Consider the following 20,803-nt stretch of genomic DNA (forward strand, 5'->3'; position numbering starts at 1 on the left):
CCCGGTGGGTCAGACCCAGTCAGGCCCGGTCGGGCCCGCGCCGGGGGTCCGGGACAGGCGGGGCGAGGACCTCGAGCCGAGAGCCGACCTCGGCCAGCACGTGGGCCCAGGCGTCCCGCAGGTCGTCGTTGCCGTCGGGGCACAGGTCGTCGATGGAGAGCATGATCACGCTACCTTCGCCGGCCGGCAGGACCTCCCAGGTGACGATGACGGTCGCGTCCACGCCGTCGGGCAGCGGTGCGCCCAGGGTGTAGGTCAGCCGGTGCGGCGCCGTGGCCCGCAGCACGGTGCCGTAGACGTCGGTACCGCCGGCGGTCAGCCGGACCGGCGAGCCGGCCTGCCAGTCGGACACCAGCCGCCGGTCGGGCAGCATGGCGCCCGGCCCCTCGACGCCCGGCTCCTCGTCACCGACGAGCACCCACCACACCTCGTCCGGCCCCGCCGCCACGGACGTGGACAGGAAGCTCGTCCGGAACGGCTCACGCATGGCTCTCATCCCTTCAGCCGCACCTGGCCCCGCTGACACAGGTGGACACGCGCGACGGTGCGCGCAAGGACCATGCTGACCTCCGGATCAGGCCGCTGAGCTGCACTGTCGCGCCGCGGACGTGTAACGACACGGACACCACCCGTTCCGCGCGGCCCGGCGACGCGGGCCGTCGAGCCGGTGGACGGATCGGCACGGACCGGCCGGGCGCCGCCGGTACCGCGACCCCGACCGAGGGCCCGTGGCCATGTGACGAGCCGGTGAAGCCTTGGCGAGATCGGCGGAATCCGCTGGACCGCGGGGCCGGTGCTCATAAGGTTCACCGGGGGGTGATGGGAGGAGGCTGGTGACCACCTACGCGGCGCTGTTGCGGGGGATCAACGTGGCCGGGCACGCGAGCGTCGCGATGGCGGACCTACACGCCGTCTTCGCCGGCCTCGGGTTCGCCGGCATCTCGACCTACCTGCGGTCCGGCAACGTGCTGTTCGGCACCGAGGCGCCGCCTGCCGCGCTGGCCGCGGACATCGAGGCCCGCCTGAACCGGGAGATCGGCGTCCGCACCACCGTCCTGCTGCGCACCCGCGACGAGCTCGCCGCGCTGGCCGCCGCGAACCCGTACCTGGACCGGCAGGACGATCCGACCAAGCTGCACGTCACCTTCCTCGCCGAGGAGCCGGCCCGGGCCCGGGCCGCCAGCCTCGCGGCGCTGGCCGGCGCGGACGAGGAGGTCACGGTCGTCGGGCGGGACGTCTACCTGCACTGCCCGAACGGTTACGGGCGCACCAAGCTCAACAACACCAACATCGAGAAGAAGCTCGCGGTCACGGGGACGACCCGCAACTGGCGCACCGTCGTCGCGCTGCGCGACCTGACCTGCGCCGTCTGACGGTCAAGCGCTCGACCGGCGTGGGGCACCGCGCGAGGATCACGCTGTCCGACCGACGCCGCTACCGGCTCTCGCGAGCGCCGACGGACCGGATTTCGCGGTAGGTGTCGGTGTCGTCGCCTTTGCGCGCCGGCCGGGAGGGTTCACGATGAGGCGTGGTTGAGCGCGGGCAGGCTGCCGGATGGTCGGGCGGCCGGGTGGTCGTCATCGGTTCGATCAACATGGACGTCGTCGTCACGGTGGAGCGGATGCCGCTGCCCGGCGAGACCGTCCCCGGCGGCTCGGTGCACCAGATTCCCGGCGGCAAAGGTGCGAACCAGGCGGTCGCCGCCCGCCGGCTCGGCGCCCCGACGGCGTTGGTCGGCGCGGTGGGGGCCGACGGGTTCGGCGCGGTGCTCTCCGGCTTCCTGGGAGCGGAGCGGATCGACACCTCCCTGGTCCGGATGGAGCACGGGCCGTCGGGCACGGCCCTGATCACGGTCGCCAACGGCGGCGAGAACACGGTGATCGTGGTGGCCGGCGCGAACGGCTCGGTCAGCCCGGCCCGGGTGGCCGAGGCGACGATCCGGGCCGGCGACGTGCTGCTGCTGCAGGACGAGATTCCCGGCGAGACGAACGAGGCCGCCGCCCGCGCGGCCAGGGCCGCCGGGGCGAGGACGGTCCTCAACCTCGCGCCGTTCCGGGCGCCGAGCCCCGGGCTGCTGGCCGCGACCGACGTTCTGATCGTCAACGAGACCGAGTTCGCCGAGCTGGTCGACGCCCCGCGTGCTGGCGCCGCGGCGATCGCGGAACGGCTGCGCAGCGGGCTGACCGCCTCGAACGGCCAGCCGGTCGGCGACGTCGTCGTGACCCTCGGCGCGCAGGGTGCGCTGGCCCGGATCGGCGGCGAGGTGGTGGCCCTGCCCGGCCGGCGCGGCCCGGTGGTCGACACGACCGGCGCCGGAGACTGCTTCTGCGGCGCTTTCGGCGCCTCGCTCGCCGCCGGCCTGCCGGCCACCGCCGCCCTGGAACGGGCCAACGCGGCCGCTGGCCTCGCGGTCGGCCGCTTCGGCGCCGGACCGGCCATGCCCACCGCATCCGAGGTCGACGCCGCACTCAGCACCGTCTAGTGCCGCGAATGGCCACAGCCAGCTGGCGTGATCGCCGCTTCCGCCCTCCAGTGGTCGTGAATCGCGCCCGGCTGCAACCACTGGAGGGCCGAAACGACGATCATGAGCGGGACGCGACGCGGGCCACCGTCGCCGAGCCCGCCAGGCGCGCTGCTACGTCTCCGGGTAGAGCGAGTAGGACGGGAAGTTGCCGTAGAGGTGCTCGTGGGGGTCGGCGCCGACAGTGACGGCATGGACGAGGTGTTCCCCGCCGACGAAGGCACCCTTCCAGGAGGCGCCCCGGCCGCCGAACGGCTCCGCGCGGTCGCCGCGGGACCGGGGCTTGTTGATCCCGATCTTGAAAGCGGCCAGCTCGGCGGACATCCGACGGGCCTTGTCCTCGTCGTCGCAGGCGAGTGAGGCGACCAGCGCGCCGTTCGAGGCGTTCATCGCGGCCAGCAGCTCGGCCTCGGAGTCGACCAGCACGATCGTGTCCACCGGCCCGAACGGCTCGGCGTGGTGCAGCGCGCACGAGGTCGGCGGGGACAGGATGGCCGTCGGTGTGGCGTAGGCGGCGGTGTCCTGCCCGGCGAGGAACCGGCCGTCGGCCAGGCTGCCTCGGTAGAGCGGGACACCGCCCTTCATGATCGCCTCGTCGACCCGACTGGCGAGCTCGGCGGCCTTCAGCGAGTTGATCAGGGGACCGAAGTCGAGATCCGGCAGGTCCTCGTCGTCGGCGCCGACCGCCAGGGGATGGCCGAACCGGATCGACTCGACGACCGGCAGGTACATCTTCAGGAACTCGTCGAACAGCTGGCGCTGCACCACGTAGCGCGGATAGGCCGTGCAGCGCTGCTTGGCGTACTCGAAGCCCTTGCGCAGGTGCCCGGCGAGCAGGTCCCACTGCGAGAACTCCCAGATACCCCAGGCGTTGAGCCCCTCCTGCTCGAGGAAGTGCCGCTTGCCGGTGTCGACGAGCGCGGCCGCGACCTGGCCGCCAGCCGAACGGCCGCCGACGAACGCGAGCGCGCCGATCTCGGGCGCCCGGACCAGCGCTCCGGACAGCCGCGAGCCGGGGCCGGACACGAGCGAGACCGGCAGCCCGGCCCGGTGTGCGAGCGCGCAGGCCAACGTCAGGCAGGCCGCGCCGCCGTCCGTCGGCGTCTTCGCGATCGCGGCGTTGCCTGCGAGTACCTGGACGAGCATGGCGTGCATGAGCACGCTCATCGGGTAGTTCCAGCTGGCGATGTTGCTGACCGGCCCGGGCAGCGAGGTACGTTCGGCGACCATCCCGCCGATCTCGTCGAGGTACCAGCGGACGCCGTCGATCGCCCGGTCGACGTCGGTCCTGGCCAGCCGCCACGGCTTGCCGATCTCCCAGACGAGCAGCTGCGCCAGCGTGTCCCGGTGGGCGTCGAGGGCGTCGACCGTGGCGGCCACCCGGGCGCTGCGTTCGGCCAGCGGCACGTCCCGCCAGGCCCGGTGGTCGGCGAGCGCGGCGCCGATCGCCTCCCGGGCCTCGCCGAGCTCGATCATCGGCGGACCGGCGATCGGGCGGCCGTCGACGGGCGAGACGCTGCTCGACAGCGGGACACCGGTCGGGCGCCAGCTGCCGCCCCACAGGTTGAGCAGCCGGCCGTCGTGGAACGCCTCGGGCGCCGCGGCCTGGGCCCGGGCGAGGACGTCGTCCCAGCCGGTGCCGGGCTTCAGCCGCAGGCGACGGCTCGCGGCGGGATCGGCCCGGCCGGCGGGCTGATCGCCGGGGACGGTGCTGGTGGCGCGACGCGCGCCCGCGGCGGTAACCATGTCTGCACGGTGCGCCAGATCGCGCCCGGACGCCATCGGGGGCATCCGGAGTCGATCAGCCAATGGGTGCGCGGATATCGCTGTCGCGTGCAGACACGCGGACCCCGCGGCAGGCTCGCGGCAATTCGGCATCCAGTGCAGAAAATGCGTAAAGAAGTCTCATAGAAAGAGGCGGCCTGGTTACGGGCCCGGCGATCAACGGACAGGGCTGCTTGGGACGGACGTCACGCCGGTCCGTGTGAATCCAGGGAACCGTCCCGTCTCGTCGGTGTTGTGGCAAAAGATTCCGGTTCACAGAGGTATCATCCGGTCATGTCGGAAGCGTTCGGCCCGGAGGCGGCCAGCAGCGGGCACAGCCCGCTGGCCAGCACCATCGCGCGTCGAGCGACGCTACCGACGGACATCTTTTGATGACGCGGGATTCAGCCCGGCGGAGCCACCGGGACTCGCGGCATGACACGGCACGAACGTCGACGCAACCACTGGTACACGTCTCATCACGTAGAGTGGACAGGTACTCGAACCGCTATTCGCCGGTAGTCCCATTAGTTACTTCCGAACGATCCGTTCGTAGATTTCCGGGTGTGTGATGACGGCCAGTGTCGTTCCGCCGTCGGCCGCCGCCGAGGCCGACCCGATCCGTCAGACGAGTCCGATCCGGGTTCTCGTAGTGGACGACCATGAGCTCTTCCTCCAGGGCCTGCAGACCGTCCTGGAGATAGAAGATGACATCCGGGTAGTCGGCCGCGCCGGCAACGGCCAGGAGGCCGTGTCGCTGGCCGCCGGGACCACGCCGGACATCGTGCTCATGGACGTCCGGATGCCGCTGCGTGACGGGATCGCCGCCACAGGGGGCGTGAAGAGGGCCGTTCCGGGCGTGAAGATCGTCATGCTGACGGTCAGCGACGAGGAGAACGATCTCTTCGAAGCGATCAAGGCCGGCGCCGTCGGGTACCTGCTCAAGTCGATCCCGCCGCACGAGGTCGCCGACGCCGTCCGCTCCGTCCACCATGGCCAGAGCCTGATCAGCCCGTCGATGGCGTCCAAGCTCATGGCCGAGTTCGCCAGCATCGCCCGTGGCACGGACGACCGGCCCCGGCTGCACACCCCGCACCTGACCGCCCGTGAGCTCGAGGTGCTCAAGCTCGTCGCCGAGGGCCGGGCCAACCGCGAGATCGCGCGCAAGCTGTTCATCAGCGAGAACACGGTCAAGAACCACGTCCGCAACATCCTGGACAAGCTGCAGCTGCACTCGCGGATGGAGGCCGTCATGTACGCCGTCCGCCAGGGCCTCTTCGACATCGAGTAAGACCGCGGGCCGGCACATCGGCAGGTGGTCGCTCTCGCGCCGACGAAGGTCTGCCGGTGTCCGGGCCGCGCGTGTCACGATGTTGTGGGCGGCAGCGGTGCATCCGTCGACGAGGGTGCGGCACCGGCCCCGGGAGGTCAGATGGCGAGCGCGGCCAGGGCACGGCGGGCGGCAGGAACAGCGGCCCTGGCCGTGTCGACGGCGACAGTCGCGGTGTCGGCGGCCGCGACGGCCGCCGTCGTCGGCTCGGTGGCCGCCGTCGCGTTCACCGCGCGGGTCGCCGCCGCGGTGGCCTCGGGCGCCCTCTCCGCCGCGTCCGGGCCCGCCGCCGCCGCGTCGTCACGGGCTGCCGCAGCCACCGCGAGCATTACCACGGCCACGCCCGCGACCGTCGCCGCCGCCTCGGCGGCCCTCGCGTCGGCGGCGATCGCCGTCCGCGCGCGCTCAGCCGCCCTCGCCGGCCGTGTCGACAGCCGGTCCGGGGCATCCTCGGACGGGTGAGCTTTCGACGTTTTCCGCCCTTCGCGCGCCGAGCGGCCCGCCCAGCGGCGCCGGGCCGCCGGGTTCTGATCACCGGTGGTGCGCGGTCCGGCAAGTCCCAGCTGGCCGAGGACATGCTCGCCGGCCGGGCCCAGGTCGTCTACCTGGCGACCGGAGCCGTGCCCACAGCCGACGACCCCGACTGGTCGGCCCGGGTCGCGACCCACCAGGCACGCCGGCCGGCAAGCTGGACCACGGTCGAGACCGCTGACGCCGCCGGCATCCTCGCCACCGAGCCGGCCGTGGCCGGTCCCCGCGCGGTGCTTTTCGACTGCGTCGGCACCTGGCTGACGGCCGCGATGGACGCCAGCGGGATCTGGACCGCCGACGAGGCCGGCGGCGCCGCTGCCACCACGGCCGACGCGGCGCTCGCCCGGGCCCAGGACGGCCTGGTCGCGGCCTGGGCCGCCACGACGATCGACGTCGTCGCCGTGACGAACGAGGTCGGGTCGGGAGTCGTCCCGGCGACCAGGTCCGGCCGCCGGTTCCGGGACGAGCTCGGCCGGCTCAACACCAGGCTGGCGGCGGTCGCGGACGAGGTCTGGCTGTGCACTGCCGGCATTCCGCTACGTATCCGCTGACTTCTCCGGCCATCGCAGGAGTGTCGGGCTTGGGCGGCCTGCCCGAGATGAGGCAGGATGATCAGGGACCACCTGGCGCGGAGCGTGCATGGGCACGCGAAAACCACCTTGTACGTCGATACCGTCGAAAGCGGCGGCAGAGGAGGACCGGCCATGACGACACCGGACGGTGGTGGCGGCCCCGGCGACGAGCCCGGCTACCCGAACGAGCGCTATGCGGGCTTCGACCCCGGCGACGACACCGGTAACTACACCCAGCCCCTCGGCGGCCCGGCACCCAGGCGCCCGGCACCCGGCACCCCGATACCCGGCGCCCCAACAGCCGGGAACGCCGACGGTTGGCGACGCGGCGACGTCGAGGACGTGGGCGTCGAGGGCCTGATGTCCTACGGCGACCAGGACGTGCCCGACCAGCGTCAGTCCCGCCGGGGCTGGAAGGTCCCGACCAGCGGCGGTCACCGAGCCCGGCCGGGCGCCGACGGCTATCCCGCCGACGCCCCCTCGACTCGGCCCAGCTCGGGGCAGCGGCCGCCCACCCAGGCAACGGCGGCCTTCGGCCGTCGGGTCGGCGACGGTGTCGGCTGGGTCCGCGAGCGGGCCGCCGGTGGCGTCACGGCCCTGCGCGGCCGCCGGGCCGAGACGCCGGCGGCGAGCCGGCGCCGGGGCGCGGGCGGCGAGCCGGCCGCGCTGCGCGCGCTCCCGCTCGCCGTCGGCATGTTCACCGTGATCCCCGTACCGGCCAACCGGACCGGACGCGACGCCGTGGACACGGGACTCGCCGGGTGGGCGCTGCGCTGGCTGCCGGTGCTGGGCGGGCTGCTCGCTCTCGTCGGCTGGGCGGTCTCACTGATCTTCTGGCGTGGTTACGGCACGGGTGCCGGCTTCCTCGGCGCGGTGGCCTGGGTCGGCGTCATGGCCCTGCTCACCCGGGGGCTGCACCTCGACGGGCTGGCTGACCTGGCAGACGGGCTCGGCAGCCGACGGCCCGCCGAGGAAGCGCTGACGATCATGCGGCGCTCGGACATCGGGCCGTTCGGGGTGACCTCGCTGATCGCCGTCCTGCTACTGCAGCTGGGCGGCGTGCTGACGGTGATGGCGTCGGCGAGCCGGGCGCAGGGGCTCGTGGTCCTGGTGGTCGCGGCGGTGGCCGGCCGGCTGGCCGCGCTCGACGCCGCCCGCCCGGCTGTACCACCGGCCCGGCCCGGCGGCTTCGGCGCGCTTGTCGCCGGGACCGCCCCGGCCAGCGTTCGGGCGGCCGCCGTGGGCGCCGCCCTGGTACTCAGCTGGCTGTTGCTGGCGCTGACCTCGACCAGCCTCGCGCGGGCCCTGTGGCTGCCGTTCGCCGTCCTCGTGGGGCTCGCCGCCGGCCGGCTGGTGACCTGGCACAGCGTCCGCCGGCTCGACGGCATCACCGGCGACGTCTTCGGCGCCCTCGTCGAGATCACCACGACCGTCACCCTGCTGACGGTGGGGGCGATCATCGCCTGGGGCGGCATCTAGCCGCACGCGACCGGCGGGGCCGGCTCCCGCGCTCAGTCGCGGGGCCGGTCCCGGTCGGGGACGCCGCCCGTTCGGACCGCGGTTCGTCGGTCACGTTCGGCCGCCGCGGACCGCGGACCTTCGGTAACGTCCGGGCCGGACCGAGGGAGGCGCCAGATGAGTCCCGAATCGCCGGACACGGCTGCGCTCGACGCGTTGATCGCCCGTATCGAGGCGACCGACCCGACCGTCGCCCAGGCCGCGCGCGAGCACCAGGACCGGCTGACCAAGCCGCGCGGCTCGCTCGGGCAGCTGGAGGACGTGTCGGTCCGGCTCGCCGCGCTGGCCGCGGTGGTGCCCGCGCCCGTCCCGGCCGCCCCGGCCGTCGCCGTGTTCGTCGGCGACCACGGGGTGCACGCCCAGGGCGTGTCTCCGTGGCCGCGCGAGGTCACCGGGCAGATGGTCGCGAACTTCCTCGCCGGTGGGGCGGTCGTCAACGCGCTAGCCCGCCAGGTCGGCGCGACGGTCCGGGTGGTCGACGTCGGCATGTCGCAGGAGGCCGCGGCCGTCGTCGCCGCGGCACCTGGGCTGGACCGCCGCTCGGTGCGCGCCGGCACAGGTGACATCACGGTCGAGCCGGCGATGAGCCGGGCCGAGGCACTGGCGGCGATCGCCGCCGGGGCCGCGGTCGCCGAAGGCCTGCTGGCCGACGGGCACGACCTGCTGGTGACCGGCGACATGGGCATCGCCAACACCACGCCGTCGGCCGCGCTCGTCGCCGCGCTGCTCGGCTCCGATCCGGCCGCGGTGACCGGGCGCGGCACCGGCATCGACGACGCGACGCTCGCGCACAAGGTCGACGTCGTGAGCCGCGCGGTCGGGCGCGCCACGGCGGACGGCGTCACGGCGGACGACCCGCTCGGGGTGCTGGCGGCGGTCGGTGGCGTGGAGCACGCGGCGACGGTCGGGTACCTGCTCGCGGCCGCGGCCGCCCGGGTGCCGGTCGTGCTCGACGGGGTGATCGCCTGCTCGTCCGCGCTGGTGGCCGCGCGGCTCGCGCCCGCCGCCCGCGCGGCGATGTTCGCCGGCCACCGGTCGGTCGAGCCCGGAGCGTCCGCTGCCCTGGCCGCGCTCGACCTGGTGCCGCTGCTCGACCTGGGCATGCGGCTGGGCGAGGGGTCCGGAGGGGTGCTGGCCGTGCCGGTCATCCAGGCCGCGGCCCGCATCCTCGCCGAGGTCGCCACGTTCGACGGCGCCGGCGTCACCGACAAGACCGCCGGGCAGGAGTAGTCCCCGGCCGGCTCGGCCCATCCGCTCGACGGGATGTCCGACGTGCCCGGGCCCCGATCACGGGGCCCGGGCACATGGTCAGCGAGCGTCGTCGGTGGCTCCGCGTGGCGTCGCCGGCTGGTCCTTGAGGCCGGCGCGCGCGGCGGTTCGGCGCGGTGCGCCGGACCTCGCCGCGGCACGGCCGGAGCCGGCGGAGGCGCCCGCCTTCGTTGCCGTGATCGTCGCGGCCTTCGTGGGCCCTCGCTTCGCGGTCGCGGCCTTCACCGGCCCAGGCTTCACCGCGGCGGCCTTCAGGGTCGCGGGTCTCGCAGTCGCGACCGCCTTCACAGGCGTGGGCTTCACGGCAGCAGCCTTCCCCGCTGTCGGCTTCGCGGGTGCGGCCTTGGACGTCCCGGGCCTCGCTGCCCCGGCCCTGGCGGTCCCGGCCTTAGGGCTCGTGGCCTTGGCGGTCCCGGCCTTGGCGGCCGTGGCCTTCAGCGGCGTGGGCTTCACGACCCCGGGCTTCCCGGCTCGCGTCTTCGCGGGCTCGGCCCTCATGGTCACCACCCTCGCGGTCGCCGCCTTCGGGGTCACCGTCCTCGGGATTGCTCCCTTCGGGGTCGCCGCCTTGCGGGTCGCTCCCTTCGGGGTCACCGCCTTCGACGTGACCGACTTCGAGGTGACCGATTTCGAGGACTCGGACCTCGGCGCCCCGGGCCTCAGGGAGCCGGCCGCCGTCGAGGACGGGGTCACGGCCCGGGTGTTCAGGCGGCTGGCCGCGGTCCCGACCGCGTCGGCGGGGCGGGCGGCGGGACGCCGGGCGACGCGCTGGGCCGGCGCGCCGTCGGGGATGCCGGCATGCGCGCGCCAGGTGCGGGCCAACGCGCGGCCGGCCAGATCAGCGATCCTGGGGTCGTTCCAGTACCAGACGTGCGACAGCGGACCGCGGGCCGCCCACCAGGGCCCCACCGTCATCCGAAGGTCCTCGCGGACCGCGAGCCGGTACTCCTCGGACAGCGGCCGCAACGGCTGGCTGACGAGGTCATACGGCGAGTAGACGTTGACCCAGCCGCCGGCCCCCGGCCGGCCGGGGGCATCCCGCCGCCGTGGGCTCGACAGCCGGCCATCGGGCTCGCCGTCGAGACCGGCCGCGGCCGGCGCAGGCACGAGCAGCGGCCGGTGGAAGCCGCGCGAACGCAGCGAGTAGAGCCCCAGCGGACTGCCCAGGGTGATCAGGTCGGTGAGGGTCTCGCCACGCTCCAGCGGGGACGGCGCCGGGCCGATCGCCAGCCGCGTCGCAGCCGGGATCAGCCGGCGCGGTTCCGGCCGCTCGTCGGCCGCGCCGCGCAGCTGCGGCGGTACCCGGCCGGGACCGGTCGGGCCACCGGCCTGGGCGAACGGCCCGCCGCGCGGGTACTGGCCGTGCTCGACCTGCAGGTCATAGAAGTAGTTGCTCGCGATCACCGAGCCGAGGCTGTGCCCGAGGACGCACAGCGGCGCGTCCGGGCCGGCCGCGACGGCCAGCTCCCGCAATGCCACCGCGACCCGGGTGTGGATCGCGTCGTAGACGGTGTGGTCCCGCTCGCCGGCGATCTGGTAGGCGATCGCGTCGCCGGCGAACTCGGTGGTGACCCAGCGCAGCGTCGGCCACGGCAGCGGGCCGGCGAACGGGACCCGCGGCAGCAACGCGGACGACGACAGCGCGAGCATCGCCAGCCGGGAGCCATGGTCGACCCGGCTCGTCTGGCGCTTCAGCCAGCGCACATAGCGCGCCTGGCCCGGGCCGAAGCAACGCTGGAACAGCTCGTCCTCGGCGGACTGGAGCACCGGCGCCCAGAAGGTCGGGCGCACGATCAGGGCCTCGTCCGGGTCGGCGCCGGAATGCTTCGCGAACGCCCGGCGCAGCAGCTCGACGGCCCGGTCGCCGTAGCCGGCGTCGGCCGTCTCCACGCCGTGGATCAGCGTGACGGCGATCCGCGGGGTGGCCGTCATCGGGCCACCGCCGCCCGGCGCGCACCGGCGCCGCCCGTTGGGGCGCCAGGCGCGGCGCCCCGCACCGCCGAACCGGCCGGACCGGCGGCCTGAAGCGGCACGTCGACCGCCGCGGACCTCGGTCCGCTCGCGCCGACCGACCCCTTGCCAGGCGTGCGCTCGCCGGCCGGACGGCTGGTCACGCCACGGCCACCGCTCGACGCCTTGGCACCCGCGCCGCCGGCCTTCGCCGTACTCGCCCGGCCAGCAGCCTTCGCGGTCGGCGCCTGGCCAGCTGCCCTCGCCGCGGGCGCCTGGCCAGCGACCTTCGCCGTGGTCGCCCGGCCGGAGGCATCGGTGGTCGTCGCCAGCCCGGCCGCCTTCGCCGTACTCGCGGGACCCGCGGCCTTCACCGTCGTCGCTCGGGCAGCTGGCTTCGCCGTCGTCGCGCGGCCAGCGGGCTTCGCACCGCCCGTCTGGGCGGCGGCCCTGGGCGTGCGCTGAGGCGCGGCCGCCTTCGGCGTGTCGGTCCCGGTGCTCTGCCGTGCCTGGGTGGTGGCGGTCTTCGTGCCCGCCGCCCGGCTCCCGGTGGGGGCCGTCGTGGACGCCTTCATCGCCGTGGATCCCTTCGTCCCGCTGCTCGTTCTGGGGGCGGACGTCCGGCGGTCCGCGCTCGTGGCCGCTCTGGACACCGACCCACCGCCGGACACCGAACCGCCGCCGGACGCCGAACCGCCGGCCCTGGCGGACGTCGTCGACCGGGCCGTCCTGGTACGGGTCGTGCCGGAAGGAACGACGAGGGCACGAGTGCCCGGCGAGGTTCGCGGCCGGGGCACCGTCCTGGCGCGGCGACGGCCGTCGGCGACCATCCGCTGGGCGGCCCGGTCGGCGAAGGCCGCGATCGTGAGCGCTGGCGCCGCGCCGACCGGACCGGGGAAGACCGCCCCGTCCACGACGTAGAGGCCGGGGTGTCCGAACACCTGCCCGAACTCGTCGACGACGCCGTCCCGCGCGCTGGTTCCCATCGACGCGCCGCCGAGCGGGTGCGCGGTGGTCCGCTGGTTCGCGGTCCCCGGGCCAGCCTCGAAGCGGCCGCCGAGCTCGGCGGCCAGCTCGGCCATCGTCGCGCGGACCCGCTCCAGGTACTCGTCGTGGCTGGCCCCGGAACGCTCGACGGCGAGCCGGTCACCGTCCAGGCGCAGCACCCCGTCGGTTCCGGCGCGGCCGACCGCGAGCAGCGCGAGCAGTGGCTCGGCGCCGGCACCCGCGTCGGCCAACCGGGCGAGCCGACCCCGCAGGTCGCCGCCCGCGCCACCGAACAGCCGCGTCGCCACCCAGTCCCGCGCGTCCTTGGCCAGCCGCAGCGAGCGGCCGACACCGGGCAGCCCCAGACCGGCGGGCAGACCGGGCAGGCCGAGGCCACCGGAGCCGTGCAGGGCCACCTCGCGGGCCGCGAGCAGCCAGGACAGGAAGGCCGGGACGCCCGCGTCGTGCAGAACGAAGCCGGGTCCGGTGCCCTGGAGCGCGGCCGGCAGCTGGACCGCGCCGGTGATGGTCGGGGCGCCGCCGGCCGGCCAGGCCGGCCGGTCACCGTGCCGGGCGCCGACGACCAGCCCGAGCACGTCGCCGTTGCCGCTGAACTCGTGGCCCAGCAGCGGGCTGACGGCCGGAAGGCCCGGGCGGGCCCGCAGGAGCAGATAGGTCGAGCCGAGCGCACCGGCCGCCAGCACGACTCGGGAGCAGCGCACGGCCCGCATCGGCAGGGCGACGGTGTCGACCGGCGTGCCGTCGACGGCCCGGTGGTGCTCCACGTAGCTGACGACCCAGCCGCCGTCACCGTCGGGCGCGATCCCTCGCACCTCACAACGGGTCCTGATCTCCGCGCCGTGGTAGGCGGCCGCGGAGAGGTAGGTGTGGTCGAGGCTGTTCTTGGCGCCGTGGTTACAGCCGAGCACGCAGTCGCCGGCGAGCTGGCAGGTGGTGCGGGCCCGGCCGTGCACGTTGCCGTAGGCGGCCTCCGGCAGCGCGAGCCCCGGGGCGGTCGTGCCTCGCACGCCGAAGCTGACGGCGAGCGCGGGCGCGTGCCAGTCCAGTCCGGCGCGCTGCGCCGCCGCGCGTACCGCGACGGGACGCCCGGCGTTCTCGTAGCCCGGCCGGCCGGCCGGGAACGGCGTCGCGCCGAGCATCTTCTCGACGGCGTCGTAGTGCTGCTCCAGGTCGCCGCGCCGGAGCGGCCGGGGGGGGCGGGGGGGGGCCCGGGGGGGGGCGGGGCCCGGGCCTGCGCCACGCCCCCACGCGCCGGCCCCGCGGGCGCCGGCCGCGCCGGCGCCCGGCGAGTCCGCTCGGGCGAACCAGCGCTCCTCGGCTCGCTCCAGCGCGTTCGCGAAGATCAGCGAGCCGCCACCCAGGCCGGCGGACACCACGGCGTCGCTCCCGCCGAGGGACCAGACGTCGAAGAGCCCATGCCTGCCGGCGTCGGGGTCCCAGAAGGCCCCGGCCAGCTCGGCGGGCGAACGAGGAAAGGAGCCCGGCGGGTACGCCCGGCCACGTTCAAGCACCAACACGTCGCGCCCGGCCTCGGCGAGCCGGAACGCGGTGACCGATCCACCGAAGCCCGACCCTACGACGACGGTCTCGACCTGTTCGGGCGCGGACTTGCGGACCATGCGGCCTCGGCCCCTTCGCTGCGACAGTCGGTCAGCACCGATTCGTAGCGCACGGTAGTCGACCGGATGCCTTCTGTCGAAGGGGCGGGGACCCGCGCCGAGCGTCGGCGCTCCGCGTCTCGCCTCAACCCGCTGCGCCCCAGCGCATCATCACGTCGCCGAACCCACAGGACCGGCGGCCGGTCGCAGGGGCGCCCGGTCCCGGCAGGGCCATCTCACGAGGCCGGTCGCGGCGCCACGGCCCGATGGCGGCGAAGGGCGCCGACCGAATTGAGTCGGCAAGCCGACTGGAGTTGGCGGCCTGGCCGAGTTGAATGAAGTGGCGGAGCGCACGGACCGTGGCGTAAAACACCCGGAGCCGCCCAGGCAATCCTGGCCGGCTCCGAAAGGTGCGCCGCCGCCGGCGTCGGCCGGCGGGTTTACGCGGGCCATCCGAGCGGCGTCTGACGGCCGATCGGATGGCTGTTGCCAGGCCTCTTGCCCGGCCGCATTCGAGCCGAATGGCCCTCCGTCCGACAACGGCCGTCGGGTACTCGGGTAAAGCGGCTATCGAGAGGACGAAGAAAGGTGACAGAGGCCACTGGGGAGCCGTGGGCAGGCCGCCCACGGCTCGACTGGCGTTCTTACCAGGCAGCGCCCTGGCGGAAGAGGATGACCTCGATCTCCTGCCGGGCGTTCGGCGAGAGGGCGTCCTGGGACAGGTAGCTCTCGAGGGCCCGGCGCTCGCGACGGGCGGCACGACGGGCGCTGGCAGTGGTGAGCAGGCGCTCGATGGGGGAAGTCTCGTTTCGCATGTCTGGCTCCTGGGACAGGTGTGGCGGCTAACGCTTTCCGATGGCCGCAACACTTATTCTGAACCTTCTTTCCAGAGTTTTCGAGCTTCCGCGACGTGAGCTGGAACGCATACCAGAAGCGTGCGCACAACGCCATCGGTGCCACGTGTCCCGGACCACAATCACCTGGGAATACCGGCCATTTCAGTGGCGCCAGTCACAGGCTTTCCCATTCCGTCCGCACTCCGCGCATTCCTTTGGATTGGCCGTCGCGGGTCCGCCCGTCCGACGCCTTCGCGCAGGTCATCGCCGGGAACAGAGCGAGCGCCGCGGGCCGCCGATGAGCTCGGTCCGGCGGTATCGCCGGGGCCGCCCGCGTCTCGACCGGTCAACAGGGCCCGCCAAGGCGTCCCGCCACCGAGCGTGACCACGCAGCGCCATCCCCGCCGGCTCAGGGGGCGAACCGGCCAAGGCAGAGGGCCAACCGAGGACAACACGGCGAGCCGCGTCACAGCGTCGCCGTTCCTTTACTCTCTGGTAGAAGTTCGGTGCAGGGGCGAACGGCCAGACCGGCGAACCGCGGTGACGCGGCGCCGACGCGACGGGAGGTTGCGTGTTGCGCCACCAGCTCCGGCGGGTGGCCGCGGCCATCGCGGCGGCCAATGACGAGGACCTGCTGCGCCTGCGCGGGGACGGGGACCCGGCCGAGAGCCGGGCCGGGTACCGGTGGCGCTCCGTCGGCCGGCTGCCCGCGCCGCGCGAGTCGCCCGACCACGCGGGCCACTGGCACCGCGGCGCCCGGCCGGCCTCCGACGCCGTCTGATCAGGGTTTCCGGCGACTCCGCCGGCCCGAGCATCGCCCCTGTTCGCCCGATGGGTGGCCGCCCAGGGTAGTGACGGTCACGCCAGACCCAGCCCGACCATGATCGACCGATACGTTCACGTAGGACGTTCGACGAACGTCGCCTGTCTGGTCCAGTCCCCTCGCGCGCACGGATGCTCGGCGCGCCTCTGTCGACGGACGCGCGGCCCGGCGACGGTGGACGTGGGGCTGGCAGCGAGGGCGGTGGGCGAGCGATGAGCATGGTGGACGGACCGAACAGGGTGGACGGACCGAACGGGGCCGAGGCGGTCAGCCTGGACCCGGCGCGGAGCGCGGGCAGGTCGTTCGACGACGGGACCGTGCCACCGGGCCAGGCCGGCGTCACCCTGCTCGACCTGCTGGATCTGGAGGAGCTCGACCGGGACCTGTACCGCACCACCGCCGTCTTCGACGAGCCCTACTCGCTGTTCGGCGGTCAGGTCGCGGCCCAGGCGCTGCTGGCGGCCGGCCGGACGGTGCCGGACGACCGGATGCCGCACTCGCTGCACGGCTACTACCTCAGCCGGGGCAACGCGGCCCGGCCAGCGATCTTCCGGGTGGAGCGGGACCGGGACGGCCGGTCGTTCTCGGCGCGCCGGGTGGTCGCGATCCAGGGCGGCCAGGTGATCTTCAACATGTCCTGCTCGTTCCACCGGCCGCAGACCGGCCTCGACCGCCAGTCCGGGCCGCCGCCGGCGACCGAGTCGCCCGCGTCGCTGCCGCGGCTGCAGCTCCCCCGGCTGTTCGACGTGGAATGCCGGCGCCCGGCGCAGCCGTATCCGGACGCCGACTGGGAGACCAGGTTCTGGGCCCGCGCGACCGTGCCGCTCACCGACGACCCGCTGCTGCACGCGAGCGTGCTGACGTACCTGTCCGACGTGTCCGGCGGGCTCGCCGCCTGGCACGACGGACGCTCCCACTCAGGCGCGAGCCTCGACCATGCCGTCTGGTTCCACCGCCCGGTCCGGCTGGACGACTGGGTCCTCATGGACGTCACGCCGCTGTCCGCCGCCGGTGGCCGGGGCCTCTACAACGGCACCATCCACTCCGGCGACGGCCGGCTGGTGGCCACCATCGTCCAGGAGTGCCTGTTCCGCGACGTCGCCTGAGCGACGCTGGGCCGGGACCGGTTCGAACCGCAGCTCGGGCCCGCCGACCCGGCCGAACCGCAGCGCTCGCACGTCGGCCAGGTAGTTCATCCGGGTCCGCCACGGCCCACGCTCGCCCTGCCTGGGCAGCTCGGACGCGCCTCGCAGCACGTAACCTGAGCTGAAGTCGAAGTAGGACCCCTCGCCCGCCTCGCCGGGCGGATCGGCCGGCTCAGGGACGAAGGCCTGGAGCCGGTGGCGGTCCAGATGGCGCAGCAGGCGGGCGAGGTGCTCGCCGACGAGGTCGACCTTCAGCGTCCAGGACGCGTTCGTGTAGCCGAAGGCGAAGACGAAGTTCGGCACGCCCTCCAGCATCAGGCCCTTGTACATCCGCCGGTCCGGCACGGGCACCAGGGCACCGTCGACCGTGAGCGGGATGCCGTCGAACATCTTCAGCCGCAGTCCGGTCGCCGTGACGACGAGGTCGGCGGCCAGCTCGGCGCCGGAGCGCAGCCGGACCCCGCCGTCGACGAACGTGTCGATCTCGTCGGTGACGACGTCGACGCGTCCGCCCCGGATCGCGGCGAACAGGTCGCCGTCGGGCACCAGGCACAGCCGCTGGTCCCACGGGTCGTAGCGGGGGGTGAAGTGCCGAGCGACGTCGTAGCCGGGCGGCAGCGCCCGCGCGACCCGGGCGAGCAGCGTGCGGCGCACCAGCTCGGGGCGCCACCGGCTCAGGCGGAACAGCAGCTGCTGGCGCACGATGTTGCGCCACCGGACCAGCCAGGCGGCCCAGCGGTCGGGCAGGACTCGGCGCAGCCGGGTCGTCGCCGGGTCGACCGCCGGCATCGAGACGACGTAGGTCGGCGACCGCTGCAGCATCGTGACCCGGGCGGCCCGTTCGGCGAGCGCGGGCACCAGCGTCATCGCGGTCGCGCCGCTGCCGATCACGACGACCCGCGCGCCGGTGTGGTCGAGGTCGTCCGGCCAGTGCTGCGGGTGCACGACCCGGCCGGTGAACGCGGCGCGGCCGGGGAAGTCCGGCTCGTAGCCGCGGTCGTAGTGGTAGTAGCCCGTCGCCGCGACCAGCACGTCACAGGTGAGCTGGATCCGGGGCGGCCGCTCGCCGGGCGGCACCGACGGCCCGCCGGCGCCCTCGTCCGAGGGCCCGGCCCGGTCGCGGGTGAGCTCCACGTCGACGGTCCAGCGGGCCTGCTCGCTCGACCAGCTGGCCGCGACGACACGGTGGCCGTAGCGGATTCGTTCGTCGATGCCGTGCTCGCGGGCGGTGTCGGCCAGGTAGCGCAGGATGGCCGAGCCCTCCGCGATCAGCCGGGGCTCGGTCCACGGCCGGAACCCGTAGCCGAGGCTGCTCATGTCCGAGTCCGAGCGGACGCCGGGGTAGCGGAACAGGTCCCAGGTGCCGCCCAGCGCGCCGCGCGCCTCCAGCAGGGCGACGGCCCGGCGTGGGTGGTGGTCCTTGAGGTGGACGGCGATCCCGATGCCGGACAGACCGGCCCCGATGATCAGTACGTCCAGGTGCTCGACCGGTCGACCCACCATTGCCGCCCCCGTCCGCTGACCTGCCTCATTGCGGCAAGTCCATTCGAAGACGACGGTAGGTCGCTCAGCGGCCCTTCGGGCGGAATCCGGGCGGGAACGCGGACATCGGCCCAGGTCGGACGCCCTGGGCGAACAGATGGAAACCTTTCGCGTCCATCAGGTGACTATCGGTCAGCGGCACGGTGGCGAACGGCCCTACGCCAGAGCGGCCGCGGCGGCTCAGGCCGTCTCGGCGTCGAGAGTGGGCCGGCTAAGCGCCCGTGAGCTGTCGCCCTGGCGCAGGAACTCCTCGAAGCTGGGCGGCTCTGGGAGTGGTCGTCCGTCGGCCGCGGCGCGCAGCTGGTCCACCAGCGACGAGACGTACCACCGCCGGAACGCCCAGTGCTGCGGCGGCGCCTCCAGGGTCAGCAGCCGGGCCTGCCGGGCGTACTCGTCCGCCTGGTCGAGCGCGGCCAGGTACCGTTCGCCGGCGTCGGCGGCGCTCGCCGGCAGCGAGAGCTCCAGGCGAGTGCTTCGCTGCCCGGCGGCCGCGGCCTCGATCGCCTGCTGACGGATGATCCGCCTGGCCTCGGCGAACCCGGTGGTCACCTGGCTGATCAGCTCGGCCAGCCGGGGCGGGACGGCCGAGCTCTCCCCGCTGGTCGCGCCCGACGCGGCCAGGGCGAACTCCCGCACGATGTTGTCGACGTGGCTCTTCGCCGCGAGCAGCAGCTCCGTCGAGACGTCCCCGAGGCAGACGCGGTACCGCGGCTCCGCGGTCGGTTCGGCCTGGCGGGGCGACCACGGCTCGGCCGCGACCGGCGACAGCGGCGTCACGGGTCCGGCGGCCGGCCGCGCCGGGGTTGGCGCGCCCAGCGGTGGCGCCGTCGCTTCTGGCGCCGTCGGCTGGGGTGCCGTCGGCTGGGGTGCGAGCGTCAGCGGCACCGGCTGGTCGGCGAGATCGAGCTCGGCCCACACAACCTTGCCATGACCGTTCAGCAGAGTGCCCCAGCGCGCGGCGAGGCCGGCCACCAGGGCGAGGCCGCGGCCGGTCATCAGGTCGGCGGCGCCCCGGGCTTGCAGCGGCGCCACCGGGCTCGTGTCGGCCACCTCCAGGCGCAGGCAGTCGGGCCGGGCGACGACCCGCAGGTCGACCGGCGGCGCTCCGTGCAGAACCGCGTTCGTCAGAAGCTCGCCGGCCAGCAGCTTCACGTCCCCGACCAGGTCCCGGACCGGCGGAGACCCGTTCGCGAGCCCGGCACCGAGTACCCGCCTGGCCCGCGGCACCGCGTCCGGGGACGCGTCCACTCGTAACTGCACGAGGACCTCATCGTCGGGTCGGCCGCCACCGCCGGGCGGTTCCCCTTCGAAGACCGCGCCCTGCGGGCTCGTGTCGCGGTCGGTCACTCGCGTCCCCTGGCCGGCGGACCACTGGACAAAGCGCGCAAAGGTCTTCCCCGTCGCTCCGTAGGTCCTTCAGGATTATTTCCGTGCTTTTCCCGGCCTACCCGGTCGAAGGATGGGCGAACCGCCGAGTCGCCTCCATGACAGTCAGTCCGATCCGTGGACAGCGGCCCCAGGCGGCTCAGTCGTCGACGGTCACCAGCAGCGTCGTGCCGAGCGGCAGGCTCGCGCTGGACGGGCCGACGCGCAGCTCGAACGCGCCGGGCTCCGCCAGCCAACCGGCGTCGGCGCCGGCGGCGGCGGGCCGCCAGTGCTCGAAGACGCGGCCGGTGAGGCGGACGGGAACGGTCACGGCCTGGCCGGCGGCGGCGTCGACGGCCGCGAACCCGGCGAGCCACAGCGCCGGGCGCTCCACCCCTGAACTGGGCCGGCTCAGGTAGGCCTGGACGACCGTCCGGCCGGGACGCGCGCCGGTGTTGCGGACGGTGACGTTGACCTGGGCCGACTCGCCGGCCCGGACGACAGCCGTGGCGTCGAGCGCCTCGTACGACCAGGTGGTGTAGCCGAGCCCATGGCCGAACGGGTAGGCGGGCGCCGGCCCGTCCCGCCTGGCCCAGCCGCGGTAGCCCAGGTGGACGCCCTCGGCGTAGTCGAGCGCCCCGTCGACCGGGGTGACCGACAGGACCGGGCAGTCCTCGGCCCGGTCCGGCCAGGTGGTCGGCAGCCGGCCGCCCGGCTCCGCCCGGCCGAGCAGCACGTCGGCGAGCGCCGCGCCGAACTCCTGGCCCGGGAACCAGGACAGCAGCACCGCGGCCACCTCGTCGCGCCAGGGCAGCGCCACGGGCGCGCCCGCGTTCACGACCACGACCGTGCGCGGGTTCACCGCGGCGACCCGGCGGACCAGCTCGTCCTGGCCCTCCGGCAGCGCCAGCCCGGTGCGGTCGACGCCCTCGCTCTCGGCCCGGTCGGAGGTGCCGACGACGACCACCACCGCGTCAGCCGCCGCAGCCAGCTCGACGGCCGACTCGAACTCCACGTCCGGTGGCGGCGAC

Annotated in this window: 16 protein-coding genes and 1 pseudogene; 8 read left to right on the top strand and 9 right to left on the bottom strand. The window is 74.5% G+C overall.

From position 1 onward, the window contains the following. Positions 1–19: 19 nt before the first annotated feature. Entirely contained in the window at positions 20–487 is a 468-nt protein-coding gene (locus I6A60_RS28880; protein WP_203012232.1) for a polyketide cyclase, read from the bottom strand. A 346-nt stretch (positions 488–833) separates the two neighbouring features. Between I6A60_RS28880 and I6A60_RS28885 the strand changes: the two genes are divergently transcribed. Continuing rightward, complete coding sequence (locus I6A60_RS28885) at positions 834–1,373, top strand: DUF1697 domain-containing protein (RefSeq protein WP_203012233.1); 540 nt, start codon at positions 834–836, stop codon at positions 1,371–1,373. Between the two features lie 155 nt (positions 1,374–1,528). Next, positions 1,529–2,482: a ribokinase gene (locus I6A60_RS28890; RefSeq protein ID WP_307873915.1), complete on the top strand. Its 954-nt coding sequence runs from the start codon at positions 1,529–1,531 to the stop codon at positions 2,480–2,482. Between the two features lie 153 nt (positions 2,483–2,635). On the opposite strand, the gene I6A60_RS28895 is transcribed toward I6A60_RS28890, so the two are convergent. After that, positions 2,636–4,267 (bottom strand): aldehyde dehydrogenase family protein, encoded by a 1,632-nt coding sequence (locus I6A60_RS28895; protein WP_238436460.1) that lies wholly within the window; start codon positions 4,265–4,267, stop codon positions 2,636–2,638. A 589-nt stretch (positions 4,268–4,856) separates the two neighbouring features. On the opposite strand from I6A60_RS28895, the gene I6A60_RS28900 reads away from it, so the two are divergent. Next, positions 4,857–5,576: a response regulator transcription factor gene (locus I6A60_RS28900; protein WP_013426317.1), complete on the top strand. Its 720-nt coding sequence runs from the start codon at positions 4,857–4,859 to the stop codon at positions 5,574–5,576. Positions 5,577–5,713: 137 nt separating this feature from the next. Here I6A60_RS28900 and I6A60_RS28905 read toward each other — a convergent pair whose 3' ends face one another. Further along, positions 5,714–5,956: a hypothetical protein gene (locus I6A60_RS28905; protein WP_203055746.1), complete on the bottom strand. Its 243-nt coding sequence runs from the start codon at positions 5,954–5,956 to the stop codon at positions 5,714–5,716. 117 nt (positions 5,957–6,073) lie between these two features. On the opposite strand from I6A60_RS28905, the gene cobU reads away from it, so the two are divergent. From cobU to cobT, 3 genes are all read left to right on the top strand, one after another. Then, positions 6,074–6,697: a bifunctional adenosylcobinamide kinase/adenosylcobinamide-phosphate guanylyltransferase gene (gene cobU, locus I6A60_RS28910; RefSeq protein ID WP_203012235.1), complete on the top strand. Its 624-nt coding sequence runs from the start codon at positions 6,074–6,076 to the stop codon at positions 6,695–6,697. Positions 6,698–6,850: 153 nt separating this feature from the next. Next, on the top strand, positions 6,851–8,197 hold the full coding sequence (locus I6A60_RS28915; protein ID WP_203012236.1) for an adenosylcobinamide-GDP ribazoletransferase: 1,347 nt from the start codon (positions 6,851–6,853) through the stop codon (positions 8,195–8,197). Between the two features lie 156 nt (positions 8,198–8,353). Beyond that, entirely contained in the window at positions 8,354–9,466 is a 1,113-nt protein-coding gene (gene cobT, locus I6A60_RS28920) for a nicotinate-nucleotide--dimethylbenzimidazole phosphoribosyltransferase (RefSeq protein WP_203012237.1), read from the top strand. Positions 9,467–9,544: 78 nt separating this feature from the next. Here cobT and I6A60_RS28925 read toward each other — a convergent pair whose 3' ends face one another. From I6A60_RS28925 to I6A60_RS28935, 3 genes are all read right to left on the bottom strand, one after another. After that, entirely contained in the window at positions 9,545–11,437 is a 1,893-nt protein-coding gene (locus I6A60_RS28925) for a hypothetical protein (RefSeq protein WP_203012238.1), read from the bottom strand. Next, a complete protein-coding gene (locus tag I6A60_RS28930) occupies positions 11,434–14,082 on the bottom strand; it encodes a GMC oxidoreductase (protein ID WP_203055747.1) in 2,649 nt (882 codons plus the stop codon). The genes I6A60_RS28925 and I6A60_RS28930 overlap by 4 nt, the downstream gene beginning before the upstream one ends. A gap of 623 nt (positions 14,083–14,705) precedes the next feature. Continuing rightward, positions 14,706–14,876: a hypothetical protein gene (locus tag I6A60_RS28935; RefSeq protein ID WP_203012240.1), complete on the bottom strand. Its 171-nt coding sequence runs from the start codon at positions 14,874–14,876 to the stop codon at positions 14,706–14,708. A 592-nt stretch (positions 14,877–15,468) separates the two neighbouring features. Between I6A60_RS28935 and I6A60_RS28940 the strand changes: the two genes are divergently transcribed. Both I6A60_RS28940 and I6A60_RS28945 read left to right on the top strand, forming a co-directional pair. Then, on the top strand, positions 15,469–15,678 hold the full coding sequence (locus tag I6A60_RS28940; RefSeq protein ID WP_203012241.1) for a hypothetical protein: 210 nt from the start codon (positions 15,469–15,471) through the stop codon (positions 15,676–15,678). A gap of 260 nt (positions 15,679–15,938) precedes the next feature. After that, positions 15,939–16,748 (top strand): annotated as a pseudogene (locus I6A60_RS28945) (acyl-CoA thioesterase); the annotation flags it as partial. On the opposite strand, the gene I6A60_RS44205 reads toward I6A60_RS28945, so the two are convergent. The 3 genes from I6A60_RS44205 to I6A60_RS28960 all read right to left on the bottom strand — a co-directional run. After that, positions 16,638–18,368 carry a flavin-containing monooxygenase gene (locus I6A60_RS44205; protein ID WP_374113509.1) on the bottom strand — a complete coding sequence of 577 codons (1,731 nt, stop codon included), beginning with the start codon at positions 18,366–18,368 and terminating at the stop codon, positions 16,638–16,640. The pseudogene I6A60_RS28945 and the gene I6A60_RS44205 sit on opposite strands and share 111 nt — an antisense overlap. 219 nt (positions 18,369–18,587) lie before the next feature. Continuing rightward, positions 18,588–19,754: an ATP-binding protein gene (locus tag I6A60_RS28955; RefSeq protein WP_203012242.1), complete on the bottom strand. Its 1,167-nt coding sequence runs from the start codon at positions 19,752–19,754 to the stop codon at positions 18,588–18,590. A gap of 178 nt (positions 19,755–19,932) precedes the next feature. Continuing rightward, the coding region (locus I6A60_RS28960; RefSeq protein WP_203055748.1) for a glycoside hydrolase family 3 C-terminal domain-containing protein at positions 19,933–20,803 on the bottom strand (871 nt) is incomplete at its 5' end.

This window comes from Frankia sp. AgB1.9, assembly GCF_016786355.1.
Taxonomy (GTDB): domain Bacteria; phylum Actinomycetota; class Actinomycetes; order Frankiales; family Frankiaceae; genus Pseudofrankia.